This is a genomic window from Nonomuraea sp. NPDC049646 (genome assembly GCF_044465525.1).
Lineage (GTDB): Bacteria > Actinomycetota > Actinomycetes > Streptosporangiales > Streptosporangiaceae > Nonomuraea.
Map to the genome: position 1 here is coordinate 89,680 of NZ_JBITLU010000019.1, position 24,131 is coordinate 113,810.

Annotated in this window: 21 protein-coding genes; 5 read left to right on the top strand and 16 right to left on the bottom strand. The window is 71.7% G+C overall.

Going from position 1 to position 24,131, the window contains the following annotated elements:
- Positions 1-60 precede the first annotated feature (60 nt).
- The 11 genes from ACIBQ8_RS41385 to pgsA all read right to left on the bottom strand — a co-directional run bounded on the left by ACIBQ8_RS41385 (position 61) and on the right by pgsA (position 10,434).
- On the bottom strand, positions 61-810 hold the full coding sequence (locus tag ACIBQ8_RS41385) for a YebC/PmpR family DNA-binding transcriptional regulator (RefSeq protein WP_352322550.1): 750 nt from the start codon (positions 808-810) through the stop codon (positions 61-63).
- 3 nt (positions 811-813) lie between these two features.
- Entirely contained in the window at positions 814-1,437 is a 624-nt protein-coding gene (gene pdxT, locus ACIBQ8_RS41390; protein ID WP_397175336.1) for a pyridoxal 5'-phosphate synthase glutaminase subunit PdxT, read from the bottom strand.
- A gap of 47 nt (positions 1,438-1,484) precedes the next feature.
- A complete protein-coding gene (locus ACIBQ8_RS41395) occupies positions 1,485-2,681 on the bottom strand; it encodes an MFS transporter (protein ID WP_397194760.1) in 1,197 nt (398 codons plus the stop codon).
- A 9-nt stretch (positions 2,682-2,690) separates the two neighbouring features.
- Positions 2,691-3,125 (bottom strand): MarR family transcriptional regulator, encoded by a 435-nt coding sequence (locus tag ACIBQ8_RS41400; RefSeq protein ID WP_352361412.1) that lies wholly within the window; start codon positions 3,123-3,125, stop codon positions 2,691-2,693.
- An 87-nt stretch (positions 3,126-3,212) separates the two neighbouring features.
- A complete protein-coding gene (locus ACIBQ8_RS41405) occupies positions 3,213-4,919 on the bottom strand; it encodes an alkaline phosphatase D family protein (protein WP_397194761.1) in 1,707 nt (568 codons plus the stop codon).
- A 191-nt stretch (positions 4,920-5,110) separates the two neighbouring features.
- The gene (gene pdxS, locus ACIBQ8_RS41410; protein WP_358285734.1) at positions 5,111-6,028 is read right to left on the bottom strand and encodes a pyridoxal 5'-phosphate synthase lyase subunit PdxS; all 918 of its coding nucleotides are present in this window, start codon (positions 6,026-6,028) and stop codon (positions 5,111-5,113) included.
- Between the two features lie 112 nt (positions 6,029-6,140).
- Entirely contained in the window at positions 6,141-7,145 is a 1,005-nt protein-coding gene (locus ACIBQ8_RS41415; RefSeq protein ID WP_397175330.1) for a DUF3048 domain-containing protein, read from the bottom strand.
- A gap of 79 nt (positions 7,146-7,224) precedes the next feature.
- Complete coding sequence (locus tag ACIBQ8_RS41420; RefSeq protein ID WP_352322557.1) at positions 7,225-7,767, bottom strand: hypothetical protein; 543 nt, start codon at positions 7,765-7,767, stop codon at positions 7,225-7,227.
- Between the two features lie 32 nt (positions 7,768-7,799).
- On the bottom strand, positions 7,800-8,930 hold the full coding sequence (locus tag ACIBQ8_RS41425; protein WP_397175327.1) for a glycosyltransferase family 4 protein: 1,131 nt from the start codon (positions 8,928-8,930) through the stop codon (positions 7,800-7,802).
- Positions 8,927-9,835: a phosphatidylinositol mannoside acyltransferase gene (locus tag ACIBQ8_RS41430; protein WP_397194762.1), complete on the bottom strand. Its 909-nt coding sequence runs from the start codon at positions 9,833-9,835 to the stop codon at positions 8,927-8,929. The genes ACIBQ8_RS41425 and ACIBQ8_RS41430 overlap by 4 nt, the downstream gene beginning before the upstream one ends.
- Entirely contained in the window at positions 9,832-10,434 is a 603-nt protein-coding gene (pgsA, locus tag ACIBQ8_RS41435) for a phosphatidylinositol phosphate synthase (protein ID WP_397175324.1), read from the bottom strand. The genes ACIBQ8_RS41430 and pgsA overlap by 4 nt, the downstream gene beginning before the upstream one ends.
- Positions 10,435-10,624: 190 nt before the next feature.
- On the opposite strand from pgsA, the gene ACIBQ8_RS41440 reads away from it, so the two are divergent.
- Complete coding sequence (locus tag ACIBQ8_RS41440; RefSeq protein WP_397175463.1) at positions 10,625-12,748, top strand: elongation factor G-like protein EF-G2; 2,124 nt, start codon at positions 10,625-10,627, stop codon at positions 12,746-12,748.
- A gap of 204 nt (positions 12,749-12,952) precedes the next feature.
- Positions 12,953-14,470 carry a glycoside hydrolase family 10 protein gene (locus ACIBQ8_RS41445; RefSeq protein ID WP_397194763.1) on the top strand — a complete coding sequence of 506 codons (1,518 nt, stop codon included), beginning with the start codon at positions 12,953-12,955 and terminating at the stop codon, positions 14,468-14,470.
- Between the two features lie 71 nt (positions 14,471-14,541).
- On the opposite strand, the gene ACIBQ8_RS41450 is transcribed toward ACIBQ8_RS41445, so the two are convergent.
- Positions 14,542-15,867: a PLP-dependent aminotransferase family protein gene (locus tag ACIBQ8_RS41450; RefSeq protein ID WP_397194764.1), complete on the bottom strand. Its 1,326-nt coding sequence runs from the start codon at positions 15,865-15,867 to the stop codon at positions 14,542-14,544.
- Positions 15,868-15,957: 90 nt separating this feature from the next.
- Here ACIBQ8_RS41450 and ACIBQ8_RS41455 point away from each other — a divergent pair, with 90 nt between their 5' ends.
- Both ACIBQ8_RS41455 and ACIBQ8_RS41460 read left to right on the top strand, forming a co-directional pair.
- On the top strand, positions 15,958-16,857 hold the full coding sequence (locus ACIBQ8_RS41455; RefSeq protein ID WP_397194765.1) for a branched-chain amino acid transaminase: 900 nt from the start codon (positions 15,958-15,960) through the stop codon (positions 16,855-16,857).
- Between the two features lie 107 nt (positions 16,858-16,964).
- Complete coding sequence (locus ACIBQ8_RS41460) at positions 16,965-19,040, top strand: hypothetical protein (RefSeq protein WP_397194766.1); 2,076 nt, start codon at positions 16,965-16,967, stop codon at positions 19,038-19,040.
- Between the two features lie 72 nt (positions 19,041-19,112).
- Here the strand turns inward: ACIBQ8_RS41460 and ACIBQ8_RS41465 are convergent, their stop codons facing one another.
- Complete coding sequence (locus tag ACIBQ8_RS41465; RefSeq protein ID WP_397194767.1) at positions 19,113-19,646, bottom strand: HIT family protein; 534 nt, start codon at positions 19,644-19,646, stop codon at positions 19,113-19,115.
- Between the two features lie 83 nt (positions 19,647-19,729).
- On the opposite strand from ACIBQ8_RS41465, the gene ACIBQ8_RS41470 reads away from it, so the two are divergent.
- Entirely contained in the window at positions 19,730-20,452 is a 723-nt protein-coding gene (locus tag ACIBQ8_RS41470) for a PIG-L deacetylase family protein (RefSeq protein WP_397194768.1), read from the top strand.
- A gap of 83 nt (positions 20,453-20,535) precedes the next feature.
- On the opposite strand, the gene thrS is transcribed toward ACIBQ8_RS41470, so the two are convergent.
- From thrS to ACIBQ8_RS41485, 3 genes are all read right to left on the bottom strand, one after another.
- Complete coding sequence (thrS, locus tag ACIBQ8_RS41475; RefSeq protein WP_397175311.1) at positions 20,536-22,497, bottom strand: threonine--tRNA ligase; 1,962 nt, start codon at positions 22,495-22,497, stop codon at positions 20,536-20,538.
- Between the two features lie 64 nt (positions 22,498-22,561).
- A complete protein-coding gene (locus ACIBQ8_RS41480; protein WP_397175309.1) occupies positions 22,562-23,158 on the bottom strand; it encodes a glycoside hydrolase family 25 protein in 597 nt (198 codons plus the stop codon).
- Between the two features lie 36 nt (positions 23,159-23,194).
- The gene (locus ACIBQ8_RS41485) at positions 23,195-24,097 is read right to left on the bottom strand and encodes an LLM class F420-dependent oxidoreductase (protein WP_397194769.1); all 903 of its coding nucleotides are present in this window, start codon (positions 24,095-24,097) and stop codon (positions 23,195-23,197) included.
- Positions 24,098-24,131 lie beyond the last annotated feature (34 nt).

Genomic DNA, 24,131 nt, shown 5'->3' on the forward strand with positions numbered 1-24,131 from the left:
AAACCGGCCCCGGAAAGAGCGAAGGCCCGGAGTCGCCCCCGGGCCCTCGGTGGCGCGGGGTCAGTCCAGGGCGGCCAGGACGTCGTCGGAGACGTCGAAGTTGGCGTAGACGTTCTGGACGTCGTCGCTGTCCTCCAGCGCGTCGATCAGGCGGAACACCTTCTTGGCGCCCTCCTCGTCGAGCGGCACGCTCATGGTGGGCAGGAAGCTCGACTCGGCCGAGTCGTAGTCGATGCCCGCCTCCTGCAGCGCCTTGCGGACCGGCACGAGGTCGCCGGCCTCGGAGACGACCTCGAAGGAGTCGCCCATGTCGTTGACCTCTTCGGCGCCCGCGTCGAGCACGGCCATCAGGACGGTGTCCTCGTCGAGGCCGTTCTTGGGCACGATCACGACGCCCTTGCGGTTGAACATGTACGACACCGAGCCCGGGTCGGCCAGCGAGCCGCCGTTGCGGGTCAGCGCGACGCGGACCTCGGAGGCGGCGCGGTTGCGGTTGTCGGTGAGGCACTCGATGAGCACCGCGACGCCGCCAGGCGCGTAGCCCTCGTACATGATGGTCTGCCAGTCGGCGCCGCCGGCCTCCAGGCCGCCGCCGCGCTTGCGCGCCCGCTCGATGTTGTCGTTGGGCACGGAGTTCTTCTTGGCCTTGAAGATGGCGTCGAAGAGTGTGGGGTTGGCGTCCGGGTCAGGGCCACCGGTCCGTGCCGCCACCTCGATGTTCTTGATGAGCTTCGCGAACAGCTTGCCGCGCTTGGCGTCGAGCGCGGCCTTCTTGTGCTTCGTCGTCGCCCATTTGGAGTGGCCGGACATTACCTAGAGCTCCCTCACCATGTCTACGAAGTAACGGTGCACGCGCGTGTCCCCGGTCAGCTCGGGGTGGAACGAGGTCGCGAGCAACGGCCCTTGACGGACCGCGACGATCCTATCCCCAGGCTCGGCCGTGCCCAGCACCTGAACGTCGGCACCGACCGATTCCACCCACGGAGCACGGATGAACACAGCGTGTACGCGTCCGCCCGCGAAGTCCAGGTCCGACTCGAACGAGTCCACCTGACGGCCGAAGGCGTTGCGCCTGACCACCATGTCGATGCCGCCGATGGTCTGCTGGCCCTCGATGCCGTCCTCGATGCGGTCGGCCAGCATGATCATGCCGGCGCACGAGCCGTAGGCGGGCAGGCCCTCCTTGATCCGCATCCGCAGCGGTTCCAGCATGTCGAAGGTGTCGGCGAGCTTCCACATGGTGGTCGACTCGCCGCCGGGGATCACCAGGCCGTCGACCGCGTCGAGCTCGGCGGGGCGGCGCACGGCGACGGCCGACGCGCCGGCCTCCTGGAGCATGCGCGCATGCTCGCGCACGTCCCCCTGGAGAGCGAGTACACCGATCGTGGGCACAGCGATCCTTCCGTCAAGGTCCGGTTTCCGACAATTCAACACCATGATGGCCCGGCATCTTCCTGCCAGCGCACTCTGGCGTAAAAGCCCGGTCAGGCGGCGGCCTGGACGGCGTCCACGCGGGCCAGGGCGCTCAGGTGGTGGCGGCGGGCGTACAGGAAGGCCATGCCGATCGCGCAGCAGGCGGCGCCGACGACGTACGGGACGGCGATGCCGATCTCCTCGCCGAGCTTGGTCGCGACGAACGGCGCCAGCGCGCCGCCCATCCAGCGCACGAAGTTGTACCCGGCCGAGGCGACGGGCCTCGGGGCGTCGGAGACCTCCATGGCCGACTCGGTGAAGACGGTGTTGTTCAGCCCGATCGGGATGCCGGACAGGACGGTGAACACGATGATCCCGGTGTGCGCCCCGGCCGTCCCCGACACGGCGATGCCGACCTGGAAGATCGCGAGCAGGCCCAGGGCCAGGTGCAGCACGTTCACCGAGCCGATCCTGCGCTGCAGCGGCGGCGCGCCGAACACCGAGGCCAGCGCCACGCAGACGCCCCAGCCGAAGAACACCGCGCCGATGCCGTACGGCGACATGTGCAGGATGAACGGGGTGAAGGCGAGGATCGTGAAGAAGGCGAAGTTGTAGAACAGGGCGGTGAAGGCGGTCGTGGACAGCCCGCCGTGGGCCAGGGCCCGGATGGGGGCGCTGAGCCTGGTCCTGACCGCGGGTTTCGGCCCCGTCCTGAGCAGGGTGGCGATCAGCACGAAACCGGCGGCCATCAGGGTGGCGGTGCCGAAGAACGGCGCCCGCCAGTTCCAGTCGCCGAGCAGCGCGCCGACCAGCGGGCCGGCGGAGATGCCGAGACCGAGCGCGGCCTCGTACAGGATGATGGCCGACTCCGCGCCGCCGCTGGCCGCGCCGACGATGACGGCCAGCGCGGTGGCCACGAACAGGGCGTTGCCGAGACCCCAGCCGGCGCGGAAGCCGACGAGCTCGGCGACGCTGCCGGAGGTGCCGGCCAGCGCGGCGAACACCACGACCAGCGCCAGCCCGGCCAGCAGTGTGCGTTTGCCGCCGATGCGGCTGGAGACCCAGCCGGTGATCAGCATGGCCACGGCGGTGACCAGGAAGTAGCTGGTGAACAGCAGGGACACCTGGCTGGGCGTGGCGTGCAGCCCTTGGGCGATGGAGGGCAGGATGGGGTCGACGAGGCCGATGCCCATGAAGGCCACGACCGCGGCGAACGCGGTGGCCCAGACGGACATCGGCTGGCGCAGGATTCCGCCGCCGGTTTGCATGTTGTCCCCTTACTGGGTGGTTCTGTCGATGCCGAGCTTGGCCAGGACGGGCAGCGCCGCGGCGAGCACGTCGCGCTCGTCGTCGGTGAGCGCGGCCAGGTCCTGGGCGAGGCGGGCGATCCTGGCCCGGCGCACGGCGTGCAGCCGGTCGCGGCCCTCGCCGGTGAGCTCGACCGTCCTGACGCGGGCGTCGGCCGGGTCGGAGCCGCGCGCCACCAGGCCCGCGTACTCCAGCCGGTTGATCTGCACGGTCATGGTGGGCAACTGGACGGCGTGCTCCTCGGCCAGCTCGGTCATCCGGCGCGGGCCGTGCTCGAGCGAGCCGAGCACGGCGTACTGCTGGGTGGTGACGGGCTGGCCGGCGCTGGAGCGGCGCAGCAGCAGGACCAGGTGGCGCAGCACCTTGGAGACCTGCTCGGCCATCTGGGTGGGATCGTCCCTCATACTTAGCCCAACTAACTTAGCCTGGCTAATATTCCGGGCGAAGAAAAGGCGGCGCCCCAGCCCCCGGGGACGCCGCCTGCCTCAGGGCTACGGGCGTTCGGTCTCCAGCCGGACGGTGTCCTCCACCGTCACCTGCTTCCTGGCGCCGATCGCCGGGTCCAGCGGCCGCAGGTACGTCTGCCGCACCCCCGGCACCCGGTCCTCCACCACGAACGTCGCCCGCGTGTACGCCTGAGCCCCAGGCTCGCGCACCTGCGGCACGACCTTGAAGTCGGCCGTGAGCAGGTCGCGCTCGATCTTCGTCAGCACGTATCCGCGCTGGTTGTTGTAGAACTTCAGATGCGGGTTGATCGTCAGGTACGGATGCGTCGCCGGGTCGGAGTCCGCGCCGTCGCCGCCCGTGGTGATGGAGGTGGCCACGAGTTCCGAGCCCACGGTGGGCCCGGTCGGGTCGTCGTAGTCGAGCTTGAGGTCGCTGGCCCAGTGGGCGTGCACGTCGCCGGTCAGCACCACCGGGTTGCGGACCTCGGCGTCCACCCAGCCCTGGGTGATGCGCCGGCGGGAGGCGACGTAGCCGTCCCAGGCGTCCATCGAGGTGATCTTGGCGGGGCCGGCGTTGTTGTCGCGCTGGGCGAAGAACACCTGCTGGCCCAGGATGTCCCACTGGGCGCGCGAGCGGTGGAAGCCGTCGATCAGCCACTGCTCCTGCGCGGCGCCGGTGATCGAGCGCGCCGGGCCCACGGCGGCCGGGCAGTCGCGGTAGCCGTCGCCGCAGCCCTGGTCGTCGCGGTACTGGCGGGTGTCCATCATGTGGAAGGTGGCCATCCTGCCCCACCGGATCCGCCGGTAGAGCTGCATGTCGATGCCGCGCGGGATCGACGTGCGGCGCAGCGGCATGTTCTCGTAGTAGGCGCGGAAGGCGGCGGCGCGGCGGGCCAGGAAGTCCGGCTGGGGCACCTCCGGCTTCTCCGGCACCTCGTCGGCCCAGTTGTTGTCCAGCTCGTGGTCGTCCCAGACGACCAGCCAGGGCGCGGCGGCGTGCGCGGCCTGCAGGTCGGGGTCGGCCTTGTACTGGGCGTGCCGCTGGCGGTAGCCGGCCAGGGTCTCGGTCTCGGGGCCCTCGTGGTCGCGGACGTTGCCGCCCGGGATGGTGTAGGTGTCCTTGGTGTACTCGTACTGGTAGTCGCCCAGGTGCAGGATCAGGTCCGGGTGCTCCTCGGCCAGCCTGCGGTAGGAGGTGAACCAGCCGTGCTCGTACTGGGCGCAGGAGACGAAGGCCATCGACAGCGCGCCGCCGTAGGACAGCGGGTGCGGGGCCGTGCGCGCGCGTCCCATGGGCGAGACGTACGGGCCGACGCGGAAGCGGTACCAGTAGTCCCGGTCCGAGCTCAGCCGGTCGACCTCGACGTGCACGCTGTGCCCCCACTCCGGCACGGCGACGGCCACCCCCGACCGGACGACGCGCCGCCCGCGCTCGTCGGCGTAGACCTGCCACCGCACCGGGAACGGGCGCTGCGGCATGCCGCCGAAGCCGTCCTCGGCCAGCGGGTTCTGCGCCAGCCTGGTCCACAGCACGAACCCCTCGTGGTCGGGGTCGCCGCAGGCCACGCCGAGCGTGAACGGGTCGGTGGACAGCCCGCGCGAGGCCAGTGCCTGCGCGCTCTCAGTGGCTGTCTCAGTGGCGGTCTCAGTCGCGGGGCCGGGCTCGGCGCTCGCCGCCGTGGCGGGAATCGCCGCGGCGGCGCCCGCCGCCAGGCCGGTGACCAGGAAGTGCCGTCGGTTCAGCTGGGACACGGTGCGCTCCTCGGGACGATCAAGGGTGAGGGACGCCCGTAGCCTGACCGAGTCTCATGACAGGCCGGTGAACCGCGGACAACACGAAAGAGGCGACATCCTTCGCGAATGCCGCCTCTTACGAAGCTTTTCATCGTCACATGACGATCATGGACCTGTCGCGGGCCGCCGGCCTGCGGCGACGCGCCGGTTCACCAGCCGCGCTCGGCCAGCCGGTGCGGCTGCGGGATCTCGTCGACGTTGATGCCGACCATGGCCTCGCCGAGACCGCGCGAGACCTTGGCGACGACGTCGGCGTCGTCGTAGAACGTGGTGGCCTTGACGATGGCCGCGGCGCGCTTGGCCGGGTCGCCCGACTTGAAGATGCCCGAGCCGACGAACACGCCCTCGGCGCCGAGCTGCATCATCATGGCGGCGTCGGCCGGGGTGGCGATGCCGCCCGCGGTGAACAGCACGACCGGCAGCTTGCCGCTCCTGGCGACCTCGGCGACCAGCTCGTAGGGGGCCTGCAGCTCCTTGGCGGCCACGTACAGCTCGTCCTCGGCCAGCGTGGTGAGGCGCTTGATCTCGGCGCGGATCGTGCGCATGTGGGTGACGGCGTTGGAGACGTCGCCGGTGCCGGCCTCGCCCTTGGAGCGGATCATGGCCGCGCCCTCGGTGATGCGGCGCAGGGCCTCGCCCAGGTTGGTGGCGCCACAGACGAAGGGCACGGTGAACTGCCACTTGTCGATGTGGTTGGCGTAGTCGGCCGGGGTGAGCACCTCGGACTCGTCGACGTAGTCGACGCCGAGCGACTGCAGGACCTTGGCCTCGACGAAGTGGCCGATGCGGGCCTTGGCCATGACGGGGATCGACACGGCGGCGATGATGCCGTCGATCATGTCGGGGTCGCTCATCCTGGACACGCCGCCCTGGGCGCGGATGTCGGCGGGCACGCGCTCAAGGGCCATGACGGCGACGGCGCCGGCATCCTCAGCGATCTTGGCCTGCTCGGGGGTGACGACGTCCATGATGACGCCACCCTTGAGCATCTCGGCCATGCCGCGCTTGACGCGGGCCGTTCCGGTGACGGGGGTGCTTTCAGGCGTGCTGGACACGGTCTTCCTCACGGGCTCTCAGGGCGGACGGTAAGTTATCAAACCCATCGTAGGTCCTGATGGACCCCTCCCCCGACATGCCACGATGTCAGGATTTGCCGCTCAAGTTGTACAGAACGGTCATCTAAGGGGTGACGGGCTTGCGGCTGGCGAGCGCGATCCAGACCTGGCCGGGGGCGAAGTTCATCGGCTCGCCGCTCTCAGTGGTGAACGTCGTACCGGTCTCCTCCGATTCCCGCTCCCAGTTGGCCGCGTAGGCTTTGCCGTCGCGCAGCACGACGGCCTTGCCCTTGCCGGTGGTGTGCACGAGCGGGGTGTAGCTCTGGTGGAAGTCGTGGAACTGCGAGCGCTCGGTCTTGGTGTACTGCACGACGATCGTGGGCGCGCCGAGCTGGCCGCCCTCGGCCGCCATGTCCTTCTTGCCGTCCTGCCAGATCAGCCACTGTTTCTTGGCCTCCGACCAGGCGAAGGTGAAACGCGCGGCGGGCCATCTGACGGTGTAGGACTTCTTGTCCACGCCGCCCTCGGCGGGCGCGTCGCCGAAGGTGAAGCCGATGTCCTTGGCCTCGGTGGCCTTGGGGGCGCCCGACAGCAGCTTCCTGGTGTTGGCGAACAGGTTGTAGGGGGCGTAGCGGCCGGGCTGGCGGAAGTAGGCGCCGGGGTTGCGGGTGTCGCCCACGTCGTACAGCGGGGCCTTGGCGATGAACGGCAACATCTTGGTCTGCGCGCCGGAGTAGGCGAACGCCGGCTTGCCGAACTGCGGGACGATGTGCAGGTCGGAGATGCGGGCGCTGCGCACCGGGCCCACCTTGGCCGGGATCTTCGAGGAGAAGATCGCCATGAGCCGGGTCAGGCCGGCCTCGACCTGCTCGACGTAGACGACGTCCGCGCTCTTGAGCCCGAGCTGGGGCTTGCCCGCGGCGGTGTTCTCGATCTTCACCGCGAGCACCGGCTTGAGCTCATCGAACGGCTGCCCGGTGAACGGGTGCCCCTCGGCCTTCTCGGTGGGCTCCTCGGAGGGGGCGGCGGTGGCCGCCTGCGGCGCCTTGCCGGGCGCGGGCGGCTCGTCGGACGAGCAGGCCGCGACGGGCCCCAGCACGGCCGCCCCTGCCAGAGTCACCGAGATCATCCGGGATAGCCGCACCTTGCAACAACTCCTCGCCTTTGCCCAGAAATCGGGAGAAGCTTACCGGCCTCCCCACATTTGGTCATTCAGGCGACATAGTTGCGGGCGGATTGTCATCAATCTCGAAGAATTCCGGGAACTCGGTGTGCCCGGCCAGCCGCAGCGTCCTGGCCAGCCAGCGCCGCTGCGCCGTACGGGTGACCCCGACCGCGTTGTTATAGAACCGGCGCGAATAGACCACCTTGGCCACCGCCGCGTCGAGCTCCTCCAGCAGGTCGCCGCCGCCGGGCGCCTCGGCCAGCTTCTCCCGGAAGCGCTCCTGGTCGGCCGCGGCCCGCAGCGCCCGCGACAGGTCGCTCTCGGCGTGCTCGCGCTCCTCCGGCCCGGCGATCCTGGCCTCGTGGGCGGCGGCGGCCAGCACCAGCGAGGTCGCGGGGTCGAGCAGCCGCGAGCCGGCCAGTTCGAGCACCACGGCCCGGCGCCGCATCAGAGCGGCGTCCAGCGCCTCGCGGGCCAGTTCGAGCCGGATGTGCAGGCGGTCGAGCCGGCCCGCGCGCCAGGAGATGTAGACGGCCGTGAGCACGACGACGATGCCCACGATCAGCACGATCATGGTGGATGTCACAGGGGTTCCCTACAGGAGCTCTCGGCGGGCGGTCACAGGTCTTCCTCCACCCGGCCCGCGCCGCTGGTGGTCACCGTCTCGTAGACGCGCACCACGTCGCGGGCGACGGTGGACCAGTCGTACTTCCTGACCGCCACCAGCGCCTCGGCGGCCAGTTTGGCGCGCCGCTCGGGGGCGTCGAGCAGCGCGGCGGCCTCGCGGGCGAGCGAGGCGGCGTCGCCGTTGGCGAACAGCGCGCCGGCCTGCCCCTCGCCCAGCACCTTGCGGAAGGCCGGGATGTCGCTGGCCAGCACCGTCGCCCCCGACGCCATGGCCTCGGCCAGCACGATGCCGAAGCTCTCGCCCCTTGTGTTGGGGGCGCAGAAGACGTCGACCGAGTGGTAGGCGCGGATCTTGTCGGCCTCGCTCACCATGCCGAGCACGGTGACCCGCTCGTGGAAGGGCTTGGGCACCTTGTCGTAGACGTCCTTGGCGTCGCCGGGCCCGGCGATGAGCAGCTTCAGTCCGGGACGCTCGGCGGCCAGGGCGTTGAAGGCGTCGAGCAGGATCGGCAGGCCCTTGCGCTCTTCGTCCATGCGGCCGAGGAAGCCGATCGTGGCGCCGTCGGGGCCCCAGCCGGGCAGCGGCTCGGCCTCGGTGTAGCGGGCCACGGTCACCCCGTTGGGGATCAGCACGGTGTCGCCGCCGAACTGCTCGACCAGGCTCTTGCGCGCCGCGTCGGAGACCGCGATGCGGCCGCTCAGCTTCTCCAGCGCGCTGCGCAGCAGCGGCTCGGCCACCGCGATGGCGCGCGAGCGGGTGAAGGAGGCGTGGAAGGTGGCCACGATCGGCCCCCTGGCCGCCCAGCAGGCCAGCACGCCGAGGCTCGGGATCAGCGGCTCGTGGATGTGCAGCACGTCGAAGTCGCCCGTACGCACCCAGCGCCGCACCCGCGCGGCCGACAGGAACCCGAACGACATCCGGGCCACCGACCCGTTGTAGGGCACCGGCACCGCCCGGCCGGCGCCCGTCACGTACGGGGGCAGCTCGTCGTCGTCGGCGGCGGGCGCGATGACCGAGACGTCGTGCCCCTGCGCCATCAGCGCCTGGGCCAGGTCGTCGATGTGCTGCTTGACCCCTCCGGGCATGTCCCAGGAGTAGGGGCAGACGATGCCGACCTTCATCTCGGCAGGTCCTCCAGCCAGAGCCGCTGCAACATGTGCCAGTCCTCCGGGTGCTCGGCGATGCCCTTCTCGAAGACGTCCGTCATGGCCTGGGCGACGGCCGCCACCTTCTCCTGCCGGGTGCCCTCGGCGGGCACCGGGATCTCCTCGTGGATGTGGATGCCCCAGTCGTCGCCCACGAAGTAGACGGTGGCCGGCAGCAGCGCGGCGCCGGTCTGGACGGCCAGCAGCGGCGGCCCGGCCGGCACCTTGGTGGCGGCGCCGAAGAAGCGCACCTCGATGCCGCTCTTGGTCAGGTCGCGCTCGGCGGGCAGGCAGACCACGCCGCCCTTGCGGACGCGGCCGGCGAGGGTGCCGAAGTTGTGGCCGTCGCCGCCGGTGAGCGGCAGCACCTCCATGCCGAGCCCCTCGCGGAAGGCGACGTAGCGGCGGAACAGCGACTCGGGCTTCAGCCGCTCGGCGACCGTGGTGAACGGGTGGCCGACGCCGACCAGCCAGGCGCCCGCCGCGTCCCAGTTGCCCATGTGCGGCAGGGCCAGCACCACGCCCCGGCCCGTGGCCAGGGTGTCGTGGATGTGCTCGGCCCCGATGACGTGGGTGCGCCGGACGATCTCCGGCCGCGGGATCGAGGGCAGGCGGAAGACCTCGTGGAAGTAGCGGAAGTAGGAGCGCATGCCGGCCCTGCTCAGCTCGCGCAGCTCCGCGCTGCCGGCGTCGATGCCGGTGACCCTGGCCAGGTTGGACTCCAGGCGGCGCACGGACTTGCCGCGCTTGCGCCACACCCGGTCGGCCAGGAGGCGGAAGACCGCCGCCGTGGGCCGCTGGGGCAGCAGCGGGACCAGCTTCCAGCCCGCCGCGAACCCCGCCGCCACGAGGCGGTCGCCGATGGAGGTCTTCTCGCTCATCGCTCCCTCGTCTGCCGGTGGACGTGCACGACCCGCTGCACGACGGTGATGGTGGAGGCCGCCGCCAGCAGCCACATCCCGAGCGGCAGCACGTACGGCACCCCGACCCCCGAGAAGAAGGTCGCGACCAGGGCCACGACCAGCCGCTCGGGACGCTCGGCCAGCCCCACGTCCGCCGTGAGCCCGAGGCCCTCGGCCCTGGCCTTGGCGTAGGAGACCAGGGACCCGGCGACGAGGCAGGCCAGCGTCACGCCGGCCATCAGCGTGTCGCCCGCGGCGACGAAGTACAGGATCAGGCCGGCGAAGATGGCGGCGTCGGCCACCCGGTCGAGCGTGGAGTCGAGGAAGGCGCCCCAGACGGTGCCGCCCTTGCCGCCCAGCCGGGCCACGACGCCGTCGAGCAGGTCGAACAGCACGAAGACGGTGATGAGCAGCGCCCCCCAGGCCAGCTGGCCGAGCGGGAACAGGAGCAGGGCCGAGATCACCGTGCCGAGGGTGCCGATCGCCGTGACGGCGTTCGGGCCGATCCCGCGGCCGACGAGAGCCCTGCCCAGCGGGGTGAGTATCCGGGTCATGGCCGGTCGCAGGAGTTTGAGCATCGCGGTCCGATCGTAGGCCATCACGTGAGCGGCCACTTTCTTTGCCCCGCACCCCTTGTGATATTCGCCACAGGGGTATTTGGTGAACACACCGCGTCCATGCGGTTCCTGACACCCTCCGCGCGGGCGCGGCGTTGGATGCACCGACGACGTGGGAGGCGAAGTGGCGGATAGGAACTCCGGCGGGGCCATGGGAGCCGCGGGCAGGGCACCCACGGCCGACAGGGCGGATGCGATACGCAACGTCGTGCTGGTCGGCCACTCGGGAGCGGGCAAGACCACCCTGGTCGAGCAGCTGCTCGCGGCGACGGGCACCGTCCAGCGGCCGGGCCGGGTGGAGGACGGCAACACGGTCAGCGACTTCGACGAGGTCGAGGTGCGCCAGCAGCGGTCGGTCAACCTGGCGCTGGCGCCGCTCGTGCACAACGGCATCAAGATCAACCTGCTCGACACCCCGGGTTACGCCGACTTCGTCGGCGACCTGCGCGCGGGGCTGCGCGCCGCCGACGCCGCCCTGTTCGTCGTGTCGGCCTCGGAGGGGATCGACGGGCTCACGCAGATGCTCTGGGAGGAGTGCGCCCAGGTCGCCATGCCCAGGGCGGTGGTGATCACCAAGATCGACCACCAGCGCGCCGACTTCGACGAGGTGCTGGCCACCTGCCAGGACGTCTTCGGCGACGGCGTCGCCCCGCTCTACCTGCCGGTGATCACCAACGGGCACGTCAACGGCCTGATCGGGCTGCTGTCGCAGAAGTTCTACAACTACGCGACCGGCGCCCGCACCGAGAAGGAGCCGGGCGCCGAGTACGAGGCGCAGATCGAGGAGCGGCGCGGCGAGCTGATCGAGGGCATCATCCAGGAGAGCGAGGACGAGTCGCTCATGGACCGCTACCTGGCGGGCGAGCCCATCGACACCAAGGTCCTGGTGGACGACCTGGAGAAGGCGGTCGCCCGAGGCAGCTTCTTCCCGGTGCTGTGCAGCGGGCTCGGCGACGGCCACGCCGTGGGCATGACGGAGCTGCTGGAGCTGGTGACCCAGGGCTTCCCCTCGCCGCTGGAACACCCGATGCCCGAGATCACCGACCTGTCCGGCAAGCCGGTCGGCGGCATCGCCTGCGACCCCGACGGCCCGCTCGTGGCCGAGGTCGTCAAGACCACCAGCGACCCGTACGTGGGCCGCATCAGCCTCGTCCGCGTCTTCTCCGGCACGCTGCGCCCCGACATGACCGTGCACGTCTCCGGGCACGGCCTGGCCGACCGCGGGCACGAGGACCACGACGTCGACGAGCGCATCGGCACGCTGACCAGCCCGCTGGGCAAGACCCAGCGCCCGGCGGCCAAGGGCTCGGCCGGGGACATCGTGGCCGTGGCCAAGCTGTCGCGGGCCGAGACCGGCGACACGTTGTCGGAGGTGGAGCGTCCGCTGCTGATGACGTCCTGGCAGATGCCCGAGCCGCTGCTGCCGGTGGCGATCAGGGCCAAGTCGAAGGCCGACGAGGACAAGCTGGCCCAGGCGCTCGGCCGGCTGGTGGCCGAGGACCCGACGCTGCGCCTGGAGAACAACGCCGAGACCAGGCAGCTCGTGCTGTGGTGCATGGGCGAGGCGCACACCGACGTGCTGCTCGACCGGCTGGCCAACCGGCACGGCGTCGAGGTCGAGCGGATCGAGCTGCGGGTGCCGCTGCGCGAGACGTTCGGCGGCCGGTGCCAGGCGATGGGCCGCAACGTCAAGCAGACCGGCGGCCACGGCCAGTACGCGATCTGCCACCTGGAGGTCGAGCCCCTGCCCTCGGGCGGCGGGTTCGAGTTCGTCGACAAGATCGTCGGCGGGGTGGTGCCCCGGCAGTTCATCCCGTCGGTGGAGAAGGGCGTGCGGGCCCAGATGGAGCGCGGCGTGGTGGCCGGCTACCCCATGGTGGACGTGCGCGTCACGCTCTACGACGGCAAGGCCCACTCGGTCGACTCCTCCGACATGGCCTTCCAGATCGCCGGCCAGCTCGCGCTGAAGGAGGCGGCCTCCAAGGTCCCGACCCTGCTGCTGGAGCCGGTGGACGAGCTGTCGGTGCTGGTGGCCGACGACTACGTGGGCTCGGTGATGTCCGACCTGTCCTCGCGGCGCGGGCGCGTGCTCGGCACCGAGCCGGTGGGCACCGGGCGCACGCTGGTCAAGGCCGAGGTGCCCGAGCTGGAGATCACCCGCTACGCCATCGACCTGCGCTCGATGTCGCACGGCACCGGGACGTTCACGCGCACGTTCCTGCGTTACGAGCCGCTGCCGCCGAACCTGGCGAGCAAGGTGGCGGCCACCGAGTGAAGGGTACGGGGTGAGCGGCGCTGAGCCGGGAGGGCGGCATGTCCCTCCCGGCCCGCACGTTTGATCACCACATCTACCGTTTCGTAACAGAAGCATCACGACTGCATTTCTTTTTTCGGGTCCGATCACGCGGGAGCAACTGCCAGACTGGGTTGCACTATGCGAACTGGACGCCCACTCCTAGCCGCTGCAGCCCTCGCGGTCGTGACCACCAGCGCCGCCTACGTGTTCGGCCCCGGCGCGACCGAGAGCCCCGCAGCGACCAAGAAGACGACGACCACCGCCACCGCCGCCGCCGAGGCGACCGCGGCCTGCAAGCCCGACCCCCGCTACCCCAAGCGCCAGCTGCGCGGGGTGTGGATCGCGACGGTCAAGAACATCGACTGGCCCTCGCGCGCCGGCCTCGGCCAGGCCCGCCAGAAGGCCGAGTACGTCAAGATCCTCGACAGCGCGGTCAAGCGCAATCTCAACGCCGTCTTCGTCCAGGTCCGGCCCGCCTCCGACGCGCTCTACCGCTCCTCGCTGGAGCCCTGGTCGCAGTACCTGACGGGCACCGCGGGCAAGGACCCGGGCTGGGACCCGCTCCCGTTCCTCATCGACGAGGCCCACAAGCGCAACCTGGAGTTCCACGCCTGGTTCAACCCCTACCGCGCGGCCGAGAGCGCCGACCTGTCCAAGCTCCCGGCGAACCACCCGGCCCGGCAGCACCGCGACTGGACGGTCACGTACGGCGGCGGCCTCTACTACAACCCCGGCCTGCCGCAGGTGCGCGAGCACGTCACCAAGGTCATCACCGACGTGGTCAGCCGCTACGACGTCGACGGCGTGCACTTCGACGACTACTTCTACCCCTATCCGGGCGGCGGCGGCACGTTCGACGACAAGGCCGCCTTCGCCAAGTACGGCAAGGGCCAGAAGCTGGCCGACTGGCGCCGCCACAACGTGAACAAGCTGGTGGCCAAGGTCGACGCGGCCGTCCACGACACGAAGAACCACGTGAAGTTCGGCATCAGCCCGTTCGGCATCTGGCGCAACAAGTCCAACGACCCCGACGGGTCGGCCACGGCCGGCATGTCCGCCTACGACTCCATCTACGCCGACGCCCGCTCCTGGATCCAGGACGGCACGGTCGACTACGTCGCCCCGCAGCTCTACTGGCCGCGCGGCTTCAAGGCGGCCGACTACAAGACGCTGACGGCCTGGTGGGCGGGCGCGGTCAAGGGCACCGGCGTCCAGCTCTACATCGGCCAGGCGCTCTACCAGGTCGGCACCAAGACCAACGCCGCCTGGGCCAACCCGGGCGAGCTGTCGGCGCACCTGACGGTGAACCGGCGCTACGAGCAGGTCGACGGCGACATCTACTTCAGCGCCAAGCAGCTCCTGACCAACCCGCTCGGCGCGATCGACCGGGTGGCCAAGGAGCACTACAGCCGTCCGGCGCTGCTGCCGATCATGGAGGACCGCGGCGGCGAGGCTCCCGGCAAGCCGGCCGGCGTCAAGGCGAGCGGCTCCACCGTGTCCTGGACGCCGTCCGAGGGGGCGCGGGCCTACGCGGTGTACCGGGTGCCGGAGTCGGGCAAGGACTGCCACACCACCGACGCCCGCAACCTGGCGGCCGTGGTGACGACGGCGTCGTACTCGGCCAAGCCGGGCACGTACCTGATCACCTCGCTCGACCGCCAGCACCACGAGAGCAAGCCGGTGAAGGTCAAGGTGGGCTGAGACCGTCCCGCCGTCCCGCCCGCCGACGCCACGCCCGGGATCCGGGCGTGGCGTCGCCGTGTTCCGGATGCTCAGCGGCCGGTCTGCGCCCAGGCGCGGACCAGGGCGGCGACCGCCTGGTCGAGGAGGGCGGGCGGCAGGGCGAAGCTGAGGCGCAGGCGGTCGCGGTGGCGGCCGTCCGGGGAGAACAGGGAGCCGGGGGCGACGGCCACGCCCTGCTCGCGGGCCGCCGCGGCGAACCTGTCGGTGTCGGCGCCCGGCAGGCGGGCCCACACCGACAGGCCGCCCTGCGGGCGTGACCAGGTCCACGACGGCAGGCGCGCGGACAGCGCGGCGGTGAAGTGGTCGCGGCGGCGGGCCAGCTCGGCGAGCCAGGCCGGCACGGGGTCGCCGTCGAGCAGGTCGGCGGCCAGCCGCTGGGAGACGGCGCTGGTGGCCAGGTCGGCGTCGAGCTTGGCCTCCAGCAGCCGGGCCAGCAGCGGCTCGGGGGCGGTGAGCCAGCCCACCCGCAGGCCGCCCCACAACACCTTCGACAACGAGCCCACCGTCACCGTGCCGTGCGGATGGGCCAGGGCCAGCGGCTCCGGCGGCGTCCGGCCGTCGAACACCACGGGCGCGAGGGTCCGGTCCTCCACCAGCGGGACGTCCGCCGCCGCGGCCAGCTCGGCCACGTGCCGCAGGTCGGCCACGCGGCCGGTCGGGTTGTCCACGGGCAGCGCGTACACGGCGGCCGGGCGGTGGCGGGCCAGCGCGTCGCGCACGGCGTCCGGGTCGGCGAGGTCCACGGGGACGGCGTGGGCCCCCGCGCGCCGGAACACGCTGAGCGCGCCCCCGTAGGCCGGGTCGCCGGCCAGCACGCGGTCGCCGGGCCGCAGCAGCACCCGGGTCGCCAGGTCGATGCCCTGCTGGGCTCCCGAGGTCACCAGGATCTCGCGGTGCGGCCCGGGGTCCAGGGCGGCCAGGACGGCGCGCAGCCGCGAGTCGCCCATGGCGTCGTAGCCGTGGCCGCTCGGCGCGCGCATCAGGGCGGCGGCGTCCAGCGGGGGCACCGCCAGGTGCGAGGGGTCGGGGACGACCGAGGTCGACAGGTCGGCCAGCACCGCGCCGCCCTGGAGCAGGCCGCCGAACGTCGGGACGCCCAGCACGTACGTGCCGCTGCCGTGCCGGCGTTCGCACAGGCCCTCCTCGCACAGGGCGTTGAAGGCGGCGGCGACCGTCCCGCGGCTGAGCCCGACCGCCTGGGCCAGGTCGCGCTCGGAGGGCAGGCGGGTGCCAGGGGCGATGGCGCCGGTCTGGGCCAGGTCGGTCAGCGCTCCCGCGAGCCGCCGGCTGGCCGTGCCCTCGTGGAGCCGGAGCCGGTCGCGGACCAGGGCGACAAGGTCTTCTTCTCTTCCCACGCCACTATTATCCGGTTACTGTGCCACTTATCAATGAATTGGCCTACATCTTGTGATCGTTAGCGGCCATTTACGGAGAGGAGCGGCACGATGCGCGAAGCCGAGCACATCTGGATGGACGGCGAGCTGGTGCCCTGGGGCGAGGCCCGCGTGCACGTCCTGACGCACGCCCTGCACTACGGCACCGCCGTGCTGGAGGGCACCAGGGCCTTCGACACGCCGGACGGCCCGGCGGTGTTCCGGCTGGACGAGCACCTGCGGCGGCTGGCGCGCAGCGCGCGGATCATCGGGATGCCGCTGCCGTACACCTTGGAGGAGCTGCGCGCGGCCACGCTGGCCACGGTCGCGGCCAACGGCCAGTCCTCGTGCTACATCCGCCACCTGGCCCACCGCGGCTACGGCGAGATGGGCGTGGCGGCGCGCGGCTGCCCGACGGTGGTCTCGATCGCGTCCTGGGAGTGGGGGGCGCTGCTGGAGGCGGGCGTGCGGCTGATGACCAGCTCCTGGCAGCGCAACGACCACCGGGTGACGCCGACCGCGGCCAAGGCCACCGGTCCCTACCTGAACTCGGTGATGGCCAAGTCCGAGGCCCTGCAGGCGGGCTTCGACGAGGCGGTGCTGCTGAACGCGGCCGGCAACGTCAGCGAGTGCACCGGCGCCAACGTCTTCGTCGTGCGCGACGGCGTCCTGACCACGCCTCCGCCGCACGCCGGCGCGCTGGAGGGCATCACGCAGGACACCGTCGCGCGGCTGGCCGCCGACCTGGGGCTGACGGTCACCAGGGAGGATCTGCTGCGCACCGACCTGTACACGGCCGACGAGATCTTCGTCTGCGGCACGGCGGCCGGGATCGTGCACGTCAGCGCGGTCGACCACTGCGAGTTCGGCGGCCCCGGGCCGGTCACCGGCAAGCTGGCCGACGCCTACGACGCGGCCGTGCACGGGCGCGACGACCGCTACCGCCACTGGCTCACCCCCGTGCGCGCCTGACGGACCGCGCCCGCCGCCGCCCGTGAGAAGGTAGGGGAACCGGTGGCGCCGGATCGCGAGGTGCTCTAGCGTGCCACGGACGTCATCGATCGCGGGAGGTCGTCGGGGTGAGGCGCGCGCTCGTGGTGCTGGCCGTTCTGGCCGGTTCCGTACTGCTCGGCCTGCAGGGCACGGCCACGGCCGAAGGCTCGGCTCCCGGCGCGGGCAGGGTGGCGCTCATCGGCGTCCCCGGCCTCGGCTGGGACGACGTCGACCAGGCCGACGCCCCCAACCTGTGGGAGCTGACGCGCGGCAGCGCGATCGGCTCGCTGTCGGTGCGCACGGTCAGCAACATCACCTGCCCCTACGACGGCTGGCTCACGGTGTCGGCCGGCACCAGGTCGGCCGCCGGATACGCCTGCGGCGCGCCGCCCGCCCCCGAGACCCGGGGCGCGGGCGCGGTCATCCCCGACTACCGCTACCTCATCGACGTGGCCGGGCAGCGCAACGCCGGCATGCTGGGCGAGGCGCTGAAGGCCGCGGGCCGGTGCTCGATCGCGATCGGCCCCGGAGCCGCGCTCGCGCTGGCCGACCGGCAGGGCGCGGTGCAGCGCTACCACGCCTCCCCGCTCCAGGTCCGCACGGCCGACCTGGAGCAGTGCCCGCTCACCGCCATGGACGTCGACGACCTCGTCCACCCCTACCTGGCCGGTGGCAAGCTGCCCAAGGTGCCCGAGCAGCTCGGCCCCAAGGAGCGCCGCGACGCGCTGCGCCTGGCCGACGCCAAGGCCGGCGCGCTGCTGTCGATCCTGCCGCCCGGCACCACCGTGCTGCTCGCCGGCCTGTCCGACCACGGTTCCGTGCCCCACCTGCGGGTGGCCGCGCTGCGTGAGCCGGGGGCGCAGGGGCGGTTGCTGGGCGCGGCCTCGACCCGCCGCGCCGACATCTCGATCCTGCCCGACCTGACCGCGACCGTGCTGGCCCGGCTCGGGGTGCCGGCGCCGGCCACGGTCGTCGGGGTGCCGCTGCAGCTGGGCGAGACCGGCGCGACGATCGATCGGCTGCGCCGGGCCGACGCGACCGCGCAGGCCATCCGGTCGGTCAAGGGCGTCTACTTCACCGTCGTGGCGGTGTTGCAGGTGCTGTTCTACGTGGTCGCGTTCCTGCTGCTGCGGCGGCGCAAGGGCCTGTCGCCGGTGCGCCTGGCCGCGGTCGCGCTGGCCGCCCTGCCGGTCTCCAGCTACCTGGTCAACCTGCTGCCCTGGTCGTCCCTGCCGCAACTGGTCGCGGGGGTGCTGGGCTGGGTCGTCGTGATCACCGGGCTGGCCTTCGCCGGGCCCTGGCGGCGCCGTCCGCTCGGCCCGCTCGCCGTGGTGGCCGGCGTCACCGCGCTCACGCTCGCCGGCGATCTGCTGACGGGCACGACGTTGCAGCTCAACAGCGTCATGGGTTACAGCGCCGAGGTCGGGGCCCGCTACTACGGCCTGGGCAACATCCCGTTCGCGCTGCTGGCCACCGGCACGCTGCTGGCCACCACCGTGATCGCCCACCGCTGGCCGGGGCGGCCCGGGGTGGCCGCGATCGTGGTGCTCGGGGCGTTCGCGATGGTGCTGGGCGGCTCGGGCATGGGCAGCGACTTCGGCGGCGTGATCGCGTTCGTGCCGGGCATCGCGGTGACCGCGCTGCTGGTGGCCGGCAAGCGGGTGTCGATCGTGAAGCTGGGGGCGTTCTGCGTGGCCGGGGCGGTGATCGTGATGACGTTCGCCGTGCTCAACTACCTGCGTCCGCCCGACGAGCAGACGCACCTGGGCCGGTTCGTCGGCCAGGTGCTCAGCGGCGAGGCGTTCGAGGTGATCTTCCGCAAGCTCCAGGCCATGCTGGCCACGCTGCTCAGCCCCAACCTCATGCCCATCGTGATCGCGGCCGTGGCCTTCCTCGTCTACGCGATCCTGCGGCCCGAGCAGGCCAGCGCGGGCGTGGTGCCCGCGGCGTTCCGCCACTCCCCCGCCCTGCGCGCCGGCCTGATCGGCACGCTGGTCAGCGGGGTGATCGGGATGCTGGTCAACGACTCGGGCGCCGCGGTGCTGTCGATGGCTCTGGCGCTGGCCGTGCCGCTGCTGCTCGCGGCGGGCATCGGCGCGCTCGGCCGCGAACAGCCGGCCGAGTCCCCCGCCCCCGCCCGCCTGGCCCACACCGGCGACTGACAGCTCGGGCGGCGGGCCCTGGATCGACGCCGCCGACCGGCGCCGCGCGCTGTGGGCCCGCGACCGGGGTCGCTAGCCCTCCCAGGCGTCGGCCAGCAGTTGCCGGGTGTCGTGCAGGAGCTGGGGCAGCACCTTCGTCTGCGCCACGACCGGCATGAAGTTGGTGTCGCCGCCCCACCTCGGCACGACGTGCTGGTGCAGGTGGGCGGCGATGCCTGCGCCCGCGACCTGGCCCAGGTTCATGCCCACGTTGAAGCCCTGGGCGCCGCTGGCCTTGCGCAGCGCGCGCAGCGACCGCTGGGTGAACTCGCCCAGCTCGGCGACCTCGGCCGAGGTCAGCTCGTCGTAGCCGGACACGTGCCGGAAGGGCACGACCATCAGGTGGCCGGAGTTGTACGGGTAGAGGTTGAGGACGGCGTACACGACCTCTCCCCTCGCCACGATCAGGCCGTCCTCGTCGCTCATCCGGGGGATCTCGTCGAACGGGCAGCCGTCGCCCGGCCCGGTGCCCGTCGGCTTGTTCTCGCCCTTGATGTAGGCCATGCGGTGCGGGGTCCACAGCCGCTGGAAGTTGTCGGGCGCCCCGGCCCCTGCCTGATCGTGCATACCCAGCAGCATAGGTCCCCGCGCCGAGGGCATGCCCTTCCGGCGTGATCCCCCGCCCTTCGCGACGGGCCTAAGGTGAGGGCATGGCACAGCAACTCGAACCCATGCCCGCCGACTGGCAGCGCGCCCTGGCCGTCGTGGCCCACCCCGACGACCTGGAGTACGGCTGCGCCTCCGCCGTCGCCACCTGGACCGACGCCGGGCGCGAGGTCTCGTACCTGATCGCCACCCGCGGCGAGGCGGGAATCGACACGCTCGACCCGGCCGCGTGCGGGCCGGTGCGCGAGCGCGAGGAGCGGGCCAGCGCCGCCGTGGTCGGGGTGACCACCGTGGAGTTCCTCGACCACGCCGACGGGGTCGTCGAGTACGGGACGGCGCTCAGGAGGGACATCGCCGCCGCCATCCGCAGGCACCGCCCGGAGCTGGTGATCACTCTCAACCCCGACGACACGTGGGGCGGCACGTACTGGAACACGCCCGACCACCGGGCGGTGGGCCGGGCCGTGCTGGACGCCGCCGGAGACGCCGGAAATCGCTGGATATTTCCCGACACCGACGCCGCGCCCTGGAACGGCGTGCGCTGGGTCGCCGTCGCCGGCTCCAACTCCCCCACCCACGCCGTGGACGTCACCGACGGGCTGGAGCGGGGCGTGCGGTCGCTGCTGGAGCACCGCGCCTACATCGAGGCCCTCACCGACCAGGCCCCGGAGGTCTACGCCCGCGAGCTGATCGAGGGCTCCGCGCGGGAAGCCGCCGAACGCTTCGACGGCCGCCCGGCGGTCGCCTTCCGCCTCTACCCCCGCTGAGCTCTACCGCCGACTTCCCCGGCCGAGTTTCCCTGCTGACATCCGGCCGGGGCCTGAGCCCCGGCCGGGCCGAAAGCGGCGGGTCAGACCTGGACGCGGTGTTCCACGGCGTTGACGATCTCGGCGATGGCCTCCTCGACGGGCACGCCGTTCTTCTGCTCGCCGTTGCGGTAACGGAAGGACACCGCGCCGTTGGCGATGTCGTCGTCACCGGCCAGCAGCATGTACGGGACCTTCGCCTTCTGCGCGTTGCGGATCTTCTTCTGCATGCGGTCGTCGGCCGCGTCGACCTCGACCCTGATGCCCCGCTCGCGCAGCCGCTTGGCGACGTCCTGGAGGTAGGGCACGTGGGCGTCGGCGATCGGGATGCCGACCACCTGCACCGGCGCCAGCCACGCGGGGAACGCCCCGGCGTAGTGCTCGACCAGGACGCCGAAGAACCGCTCGACCGAGCCGAACAGCGCCCGGTGGATCATGACCGGCTGCTGCCGGGAGCCGTCGGCCGCCTGGTACTGCAGGTCGAACAGCTCGGGCAGGTTGAAGTCGAGCTGGATGGTGGACATCTGCCAGGTGCGGCCGATGGCGTCGCGCACCTGGACGGAGATCTTCGGCCCGTAGAAGGCCGCGCCGCCCGGGTCCATCACCAGGTGGAGGTTCTCGGCCTCGGCCACCTCGCGCAACGTGGTGGTGGCCTCCTCCCACACCTCGTCGGAGCCGACGAACTTCTCCGGGTCCTTGGTGGACAGCTCCAGGTAGAAGTCCTCAAGGCCGTAGTCGCGCAGCAGGTCGAGGACGAAGCGCAGCAGCGAGGTCAGCTCGTCGCGCATCTGCTCGCGGCTGCAGTAGATGTGGGCGTCGTCCTGGGTCAGGCCGCGCACCCGGGTCAGGCCGTGGACCACGCCCGACTTCTCGTAGCGGTAGACCGTGCCGAACTCGAACAGCCGCAGCGGCAGCTCGCGGTAGGACCGCCCGCGCGCCCTGAAGATCAGGTTGTGCATCGGGCAGTTCATCGGCTTGAGGTAGTAGCGGGCGCCCTCCAGCTCCATGGGCGGGAACATCCCGTCCTTGTACCAGTCGAGGTGGCCCGAGACCTGGTAGAGGTGCTCCTTGGTGATGTGCGGGGTGTTGACGAACTCGTAGCCGGCCTCCTCGTGCCTGCGCCGCGAGTAGTCCTCCATCACCTTGCGGATCACGCCGCCCTTGGGGTGGAAGACCGCCAGGCCCGAGCCCAGCTCGTCGGGGAAGGAGAACAGGTCGAGCTCGGCGCCGAGCCTGCGGTGGTCGCGCCGCTCGGCCTCCTCCAGCATCTTCAGGTATTCGTCCTGCTTGTCGCGGGACTCCCAGGCGGTGCCGTAGATGCGCTGGAGCTGCGGGTTCTTCTCGCTGCCGCGCCAGTAGGCGCCGCCGGAGCGCATGAGCTTGAACGCCGGGATCGACCGGGTGGAGGGCACGTGCGGCCCCCGGCACAGGTCCTTCCAGCACAGCTCGCCGCTCTTGGGGTCGAGGTTGTCGTAGATCGTGAGCTGCCCGGCCCCGACCTCGACGCTCTCCTCGTCGGCCGCGCCGCCCTTGAGCCCGATCAGCTCCAGCTTGTACGGCTCGCCGGCCAGCTCCTCGCGCGCCTGCTCGTCGCTGACGGCCCGGCGGGAGAACAGCTGCCCCTGCTTGACGATCTCCCGCATGCGCTTCTCGACGCGCTTGAGGTCGTCGGGGTTGAACGCCTGCTTGACGTCGAAGTCGTAGTAGAAGCCGTTCTCCACGGGCGGGCCGATGCCCAGCTTGGCCTCGGGGAACAGCTCCTGCACCGCCTGGGCCATGACGTGCGCGGTGGAGTGGCGGACGATGGCCCGGCCGTCTTCGCTGGAGACCTCGATCGGCTCGACCACGTCGTCCTGGGCCAGCGGGTGGGCAAGGTCGCGCGGCTCGCCGTTGACCCGGGCCGCGATGACGGTGCGGCCGTCGGCCTCCAGCGCCTCACCGGCCGTCGTGCCGGCCGCGACCACACGCTCGGCTCCGGCGAGGGTGATGCGTAGCTCGGCTGACACGGTGTCTCCCTTGGATCGCGCTCGATGCCCGGCACCGAGGCTGGTTCGATGGTGAACACCGATGCTATCGCGGGTGAAACCCCAGCCTTGTCAGGTCCTGGCGGGTGCCGTGGAAGACGTTCCGGTCGAGCGGACTGCTGGCATATTGGTGAATTGTCCAGTCGCGCCACGGCGGCGGCACGAGGGGTTCGCCGCGCGGCTTCTCCGGGGAGGCGATCCACAGCGGGTAGTCGGCCAGGCCGGCGCAGTTCCCCGAGCGGGCGAACCAGTGGAAGGTGTAGATGAAGGGCCGCAGGCCGGCGTGCCGCTCGACGTGGTGGCACCAGCGGCGCGCGTACCTGGCGACCTGCTCGGGGCGCTGCCCGTCGCCGGTCTCCAGGTCGAGCGCCACCAGGTCGCCCCTGCGCAGGCCGCCCGCCGACCTGAGCACCGCCAGGAAGTGCCGGGCGTGCTCGATCGGGTCGCCCTTGGGCCGGGCGAAGTGGTACGCCCCGCACACCAGCCAGCTCTCGCGCATTCCCGACCAGTTGCGGGCGAACCACCGGTCGGTCCAGTCGCCGCCCTCGGTGGCCTTGGCGAAGGCGAAGGAGACTCCGGCCTCGGCGTGACCGGCCCAGTCGACGGAGCCCTGCCAGTTCGACACGTCTATGCCATGCAGCAAGCGCTTCACCTTGCCGGAGTTTATTGAGATGTCCCCCTATGAACCCTTCGACGCGCCGATGAGCAGCTCACGGGTACGTTCCCGCTCGGCGAAGGTCGCGCCGACGAAGTCGGTCACCCCGGCCTGGCGCAGCCGTTCGAGCTGGGCGAGCACGGACTCCTCGTCGCCGACCACCGCGACGTTCCCGGGCCCGGCGGCGCCCTCGCGGTCAAGCATGGCCCGGTAGGAGGGCAGCGTGCCGTAGACGGCGAAGATCTCGTTGGCCCGCTCGACCGCGGCGGCGGGGTCGTCGGTGACGCAGACGGGCAGCGCGCAGACGATCCGCGGCGCCGGGCGGCCCGCCTCCGCGGCGGCGGCGGTGATGGTCGGGGCGACGTGCTCGGCCACCGTCTTCGGGCCGGTCATCCACAGCACCGTGCCGTCGGCCACCGTGCCGGCCAGCTTCAGCATGCGCGGGCCGAGGGCGGCGATGAGCACCGGGAAGCCCGCGCCCGGCGTGGTGAGCCGCACGTCGGCCCTGATCGTCTCGCCCGCCGCCTTGACCTGCTCGCCCCGGCTGGCCGGGAGCAGCACGTCGAGGTACTCCTTCATGTGGCGGTAGGGGCGCTCGTAGCTGAGGCCGAACATGTGCTCGATGACGACCTGGTGCGACAGGCCGATGCCGAGCGCCAGCCGGCCGCCGAGCGCGGCGTTGGCCGTCATCGCCTGCTGGGCCAGGGCCGCCGGGTGCCGCGGGTAGGTGGGCACGACGGAGGTGCCGAGCTCGATGCCGGGCACCTGGGAGCCGGCCACGGCCAGCGCGGTGAGGGCGTCGAGGCCGAAGATGTGGGACAGCCAGGCGGAGGCGAAGCCGTCTTCGGCCGCCTGGGCGATCTCGTCGCGGAGCGCGCCGAGCGGGTCGGACCCTTGCCGTTCGTTCAGGAAATATCCGAAACGCATGGAAACAGAACTCCATTCTGGAGGCAGACGCGCC

Excerpts from the sequence above, each read along its gene's own strand:
- ACIBQ8_RS41440 (WP_397175463.1), top strand. The coding sequence starts at position 10,625 with ATGGGAGCCGCGGGCAGGGCACCCACGGCCGACAGGGCGGATGCGATA.
- ACIBQ8_RS41470 (WP_397194768.1), top strand. The coding sequence starts at position 19,730 with ATGGCACAGCAACTCGAACCCATGCCCGCCGACTGGCAGCGCGCCCTG.
- pdxT (WP_397175336.1), bottom strand. The coding sequence starts at position 1,437 with ATGGTGTTGAATTGTCGGAAACCGGACCTTGACGGAAGGATCGCTGTG.
- ACIBQ8_RS41415 (WP_397175330.1), bottom strand. The coding sequence starts at position 7,145 with ATGATCTCGGTGACTCTGGCAGGGGCGGCCGTGCTGGGGCCCGTCGCG.
- ACIBQ8_RS41465 (WP_397194767.1), bottom strand. The coding sequence starts at position 19,646 with ATGCACGATCAGGCAGGGGCCGGGGCGCCCGACAACTTCCAGCGGCTG.
- pgsA (WP_397175324.1), bottom strand. The coding sequence starts at position 10,434 with ATGCTCAAACTCCTGCGACCGGCCATGACCCGGATACTCACCCCGCTG.
- ACIBQ8_RS41385 (WP_352322550.1), bottom strand. The coding sequence starts at position 810 with ATGTCCGGCCACTCCAAATGGGCGACGACGAAGCACAAGAAGGCCGCG.
- ACIBQ8_RS41395 (WP_397194760.1), bottom strand. The coding sequence starts at position 2,681 with ATGCAAACCGGCGGCGGAATCCTGCGCCAGCCGATGTCCGTCTGGGCC.
- ACIBQ8_RS41485 (WP_397194769.1), bottom strand. The coding sequence starts at position 24,097 with ATGCGTTTCGGATATTTCCTGAACGAACGGCAAGGGTCCGACCCGCTC.
- ACIBQ8_RS41430 (WP_397194762.1), bottom strand. The coding sequence starts at position 9,835 with ATGAGCGAGAAGACCTCCATCGGCGACCGCCTCGTGGCGGCGGGGTTC.
- ACIBQ8_RS41400 (WP_352361412.1), bottom strand. The coding sequence starts at position 3,125 with ATGAGGGACGATCCCACCCAGATGGCCGAGCAGGTCTCCAAGGTGCTG.
- ACIBQ8_RS41425 (WP_397175327.1), bottom strand. The coding sequence starts at position 8,930 with ATGAAGGTCGGCATCGTCTGCCCCTACTCCTGGGACATGCCCGGAGGG.
- ACIBQ8_RS41455 (WP_397194765.1), top strand. The coding sequence starts at position 15,958 with ATGCGCGAAGCCGAGCACATCTGGATGGACGGCGAGCTGGTGCCCTGG.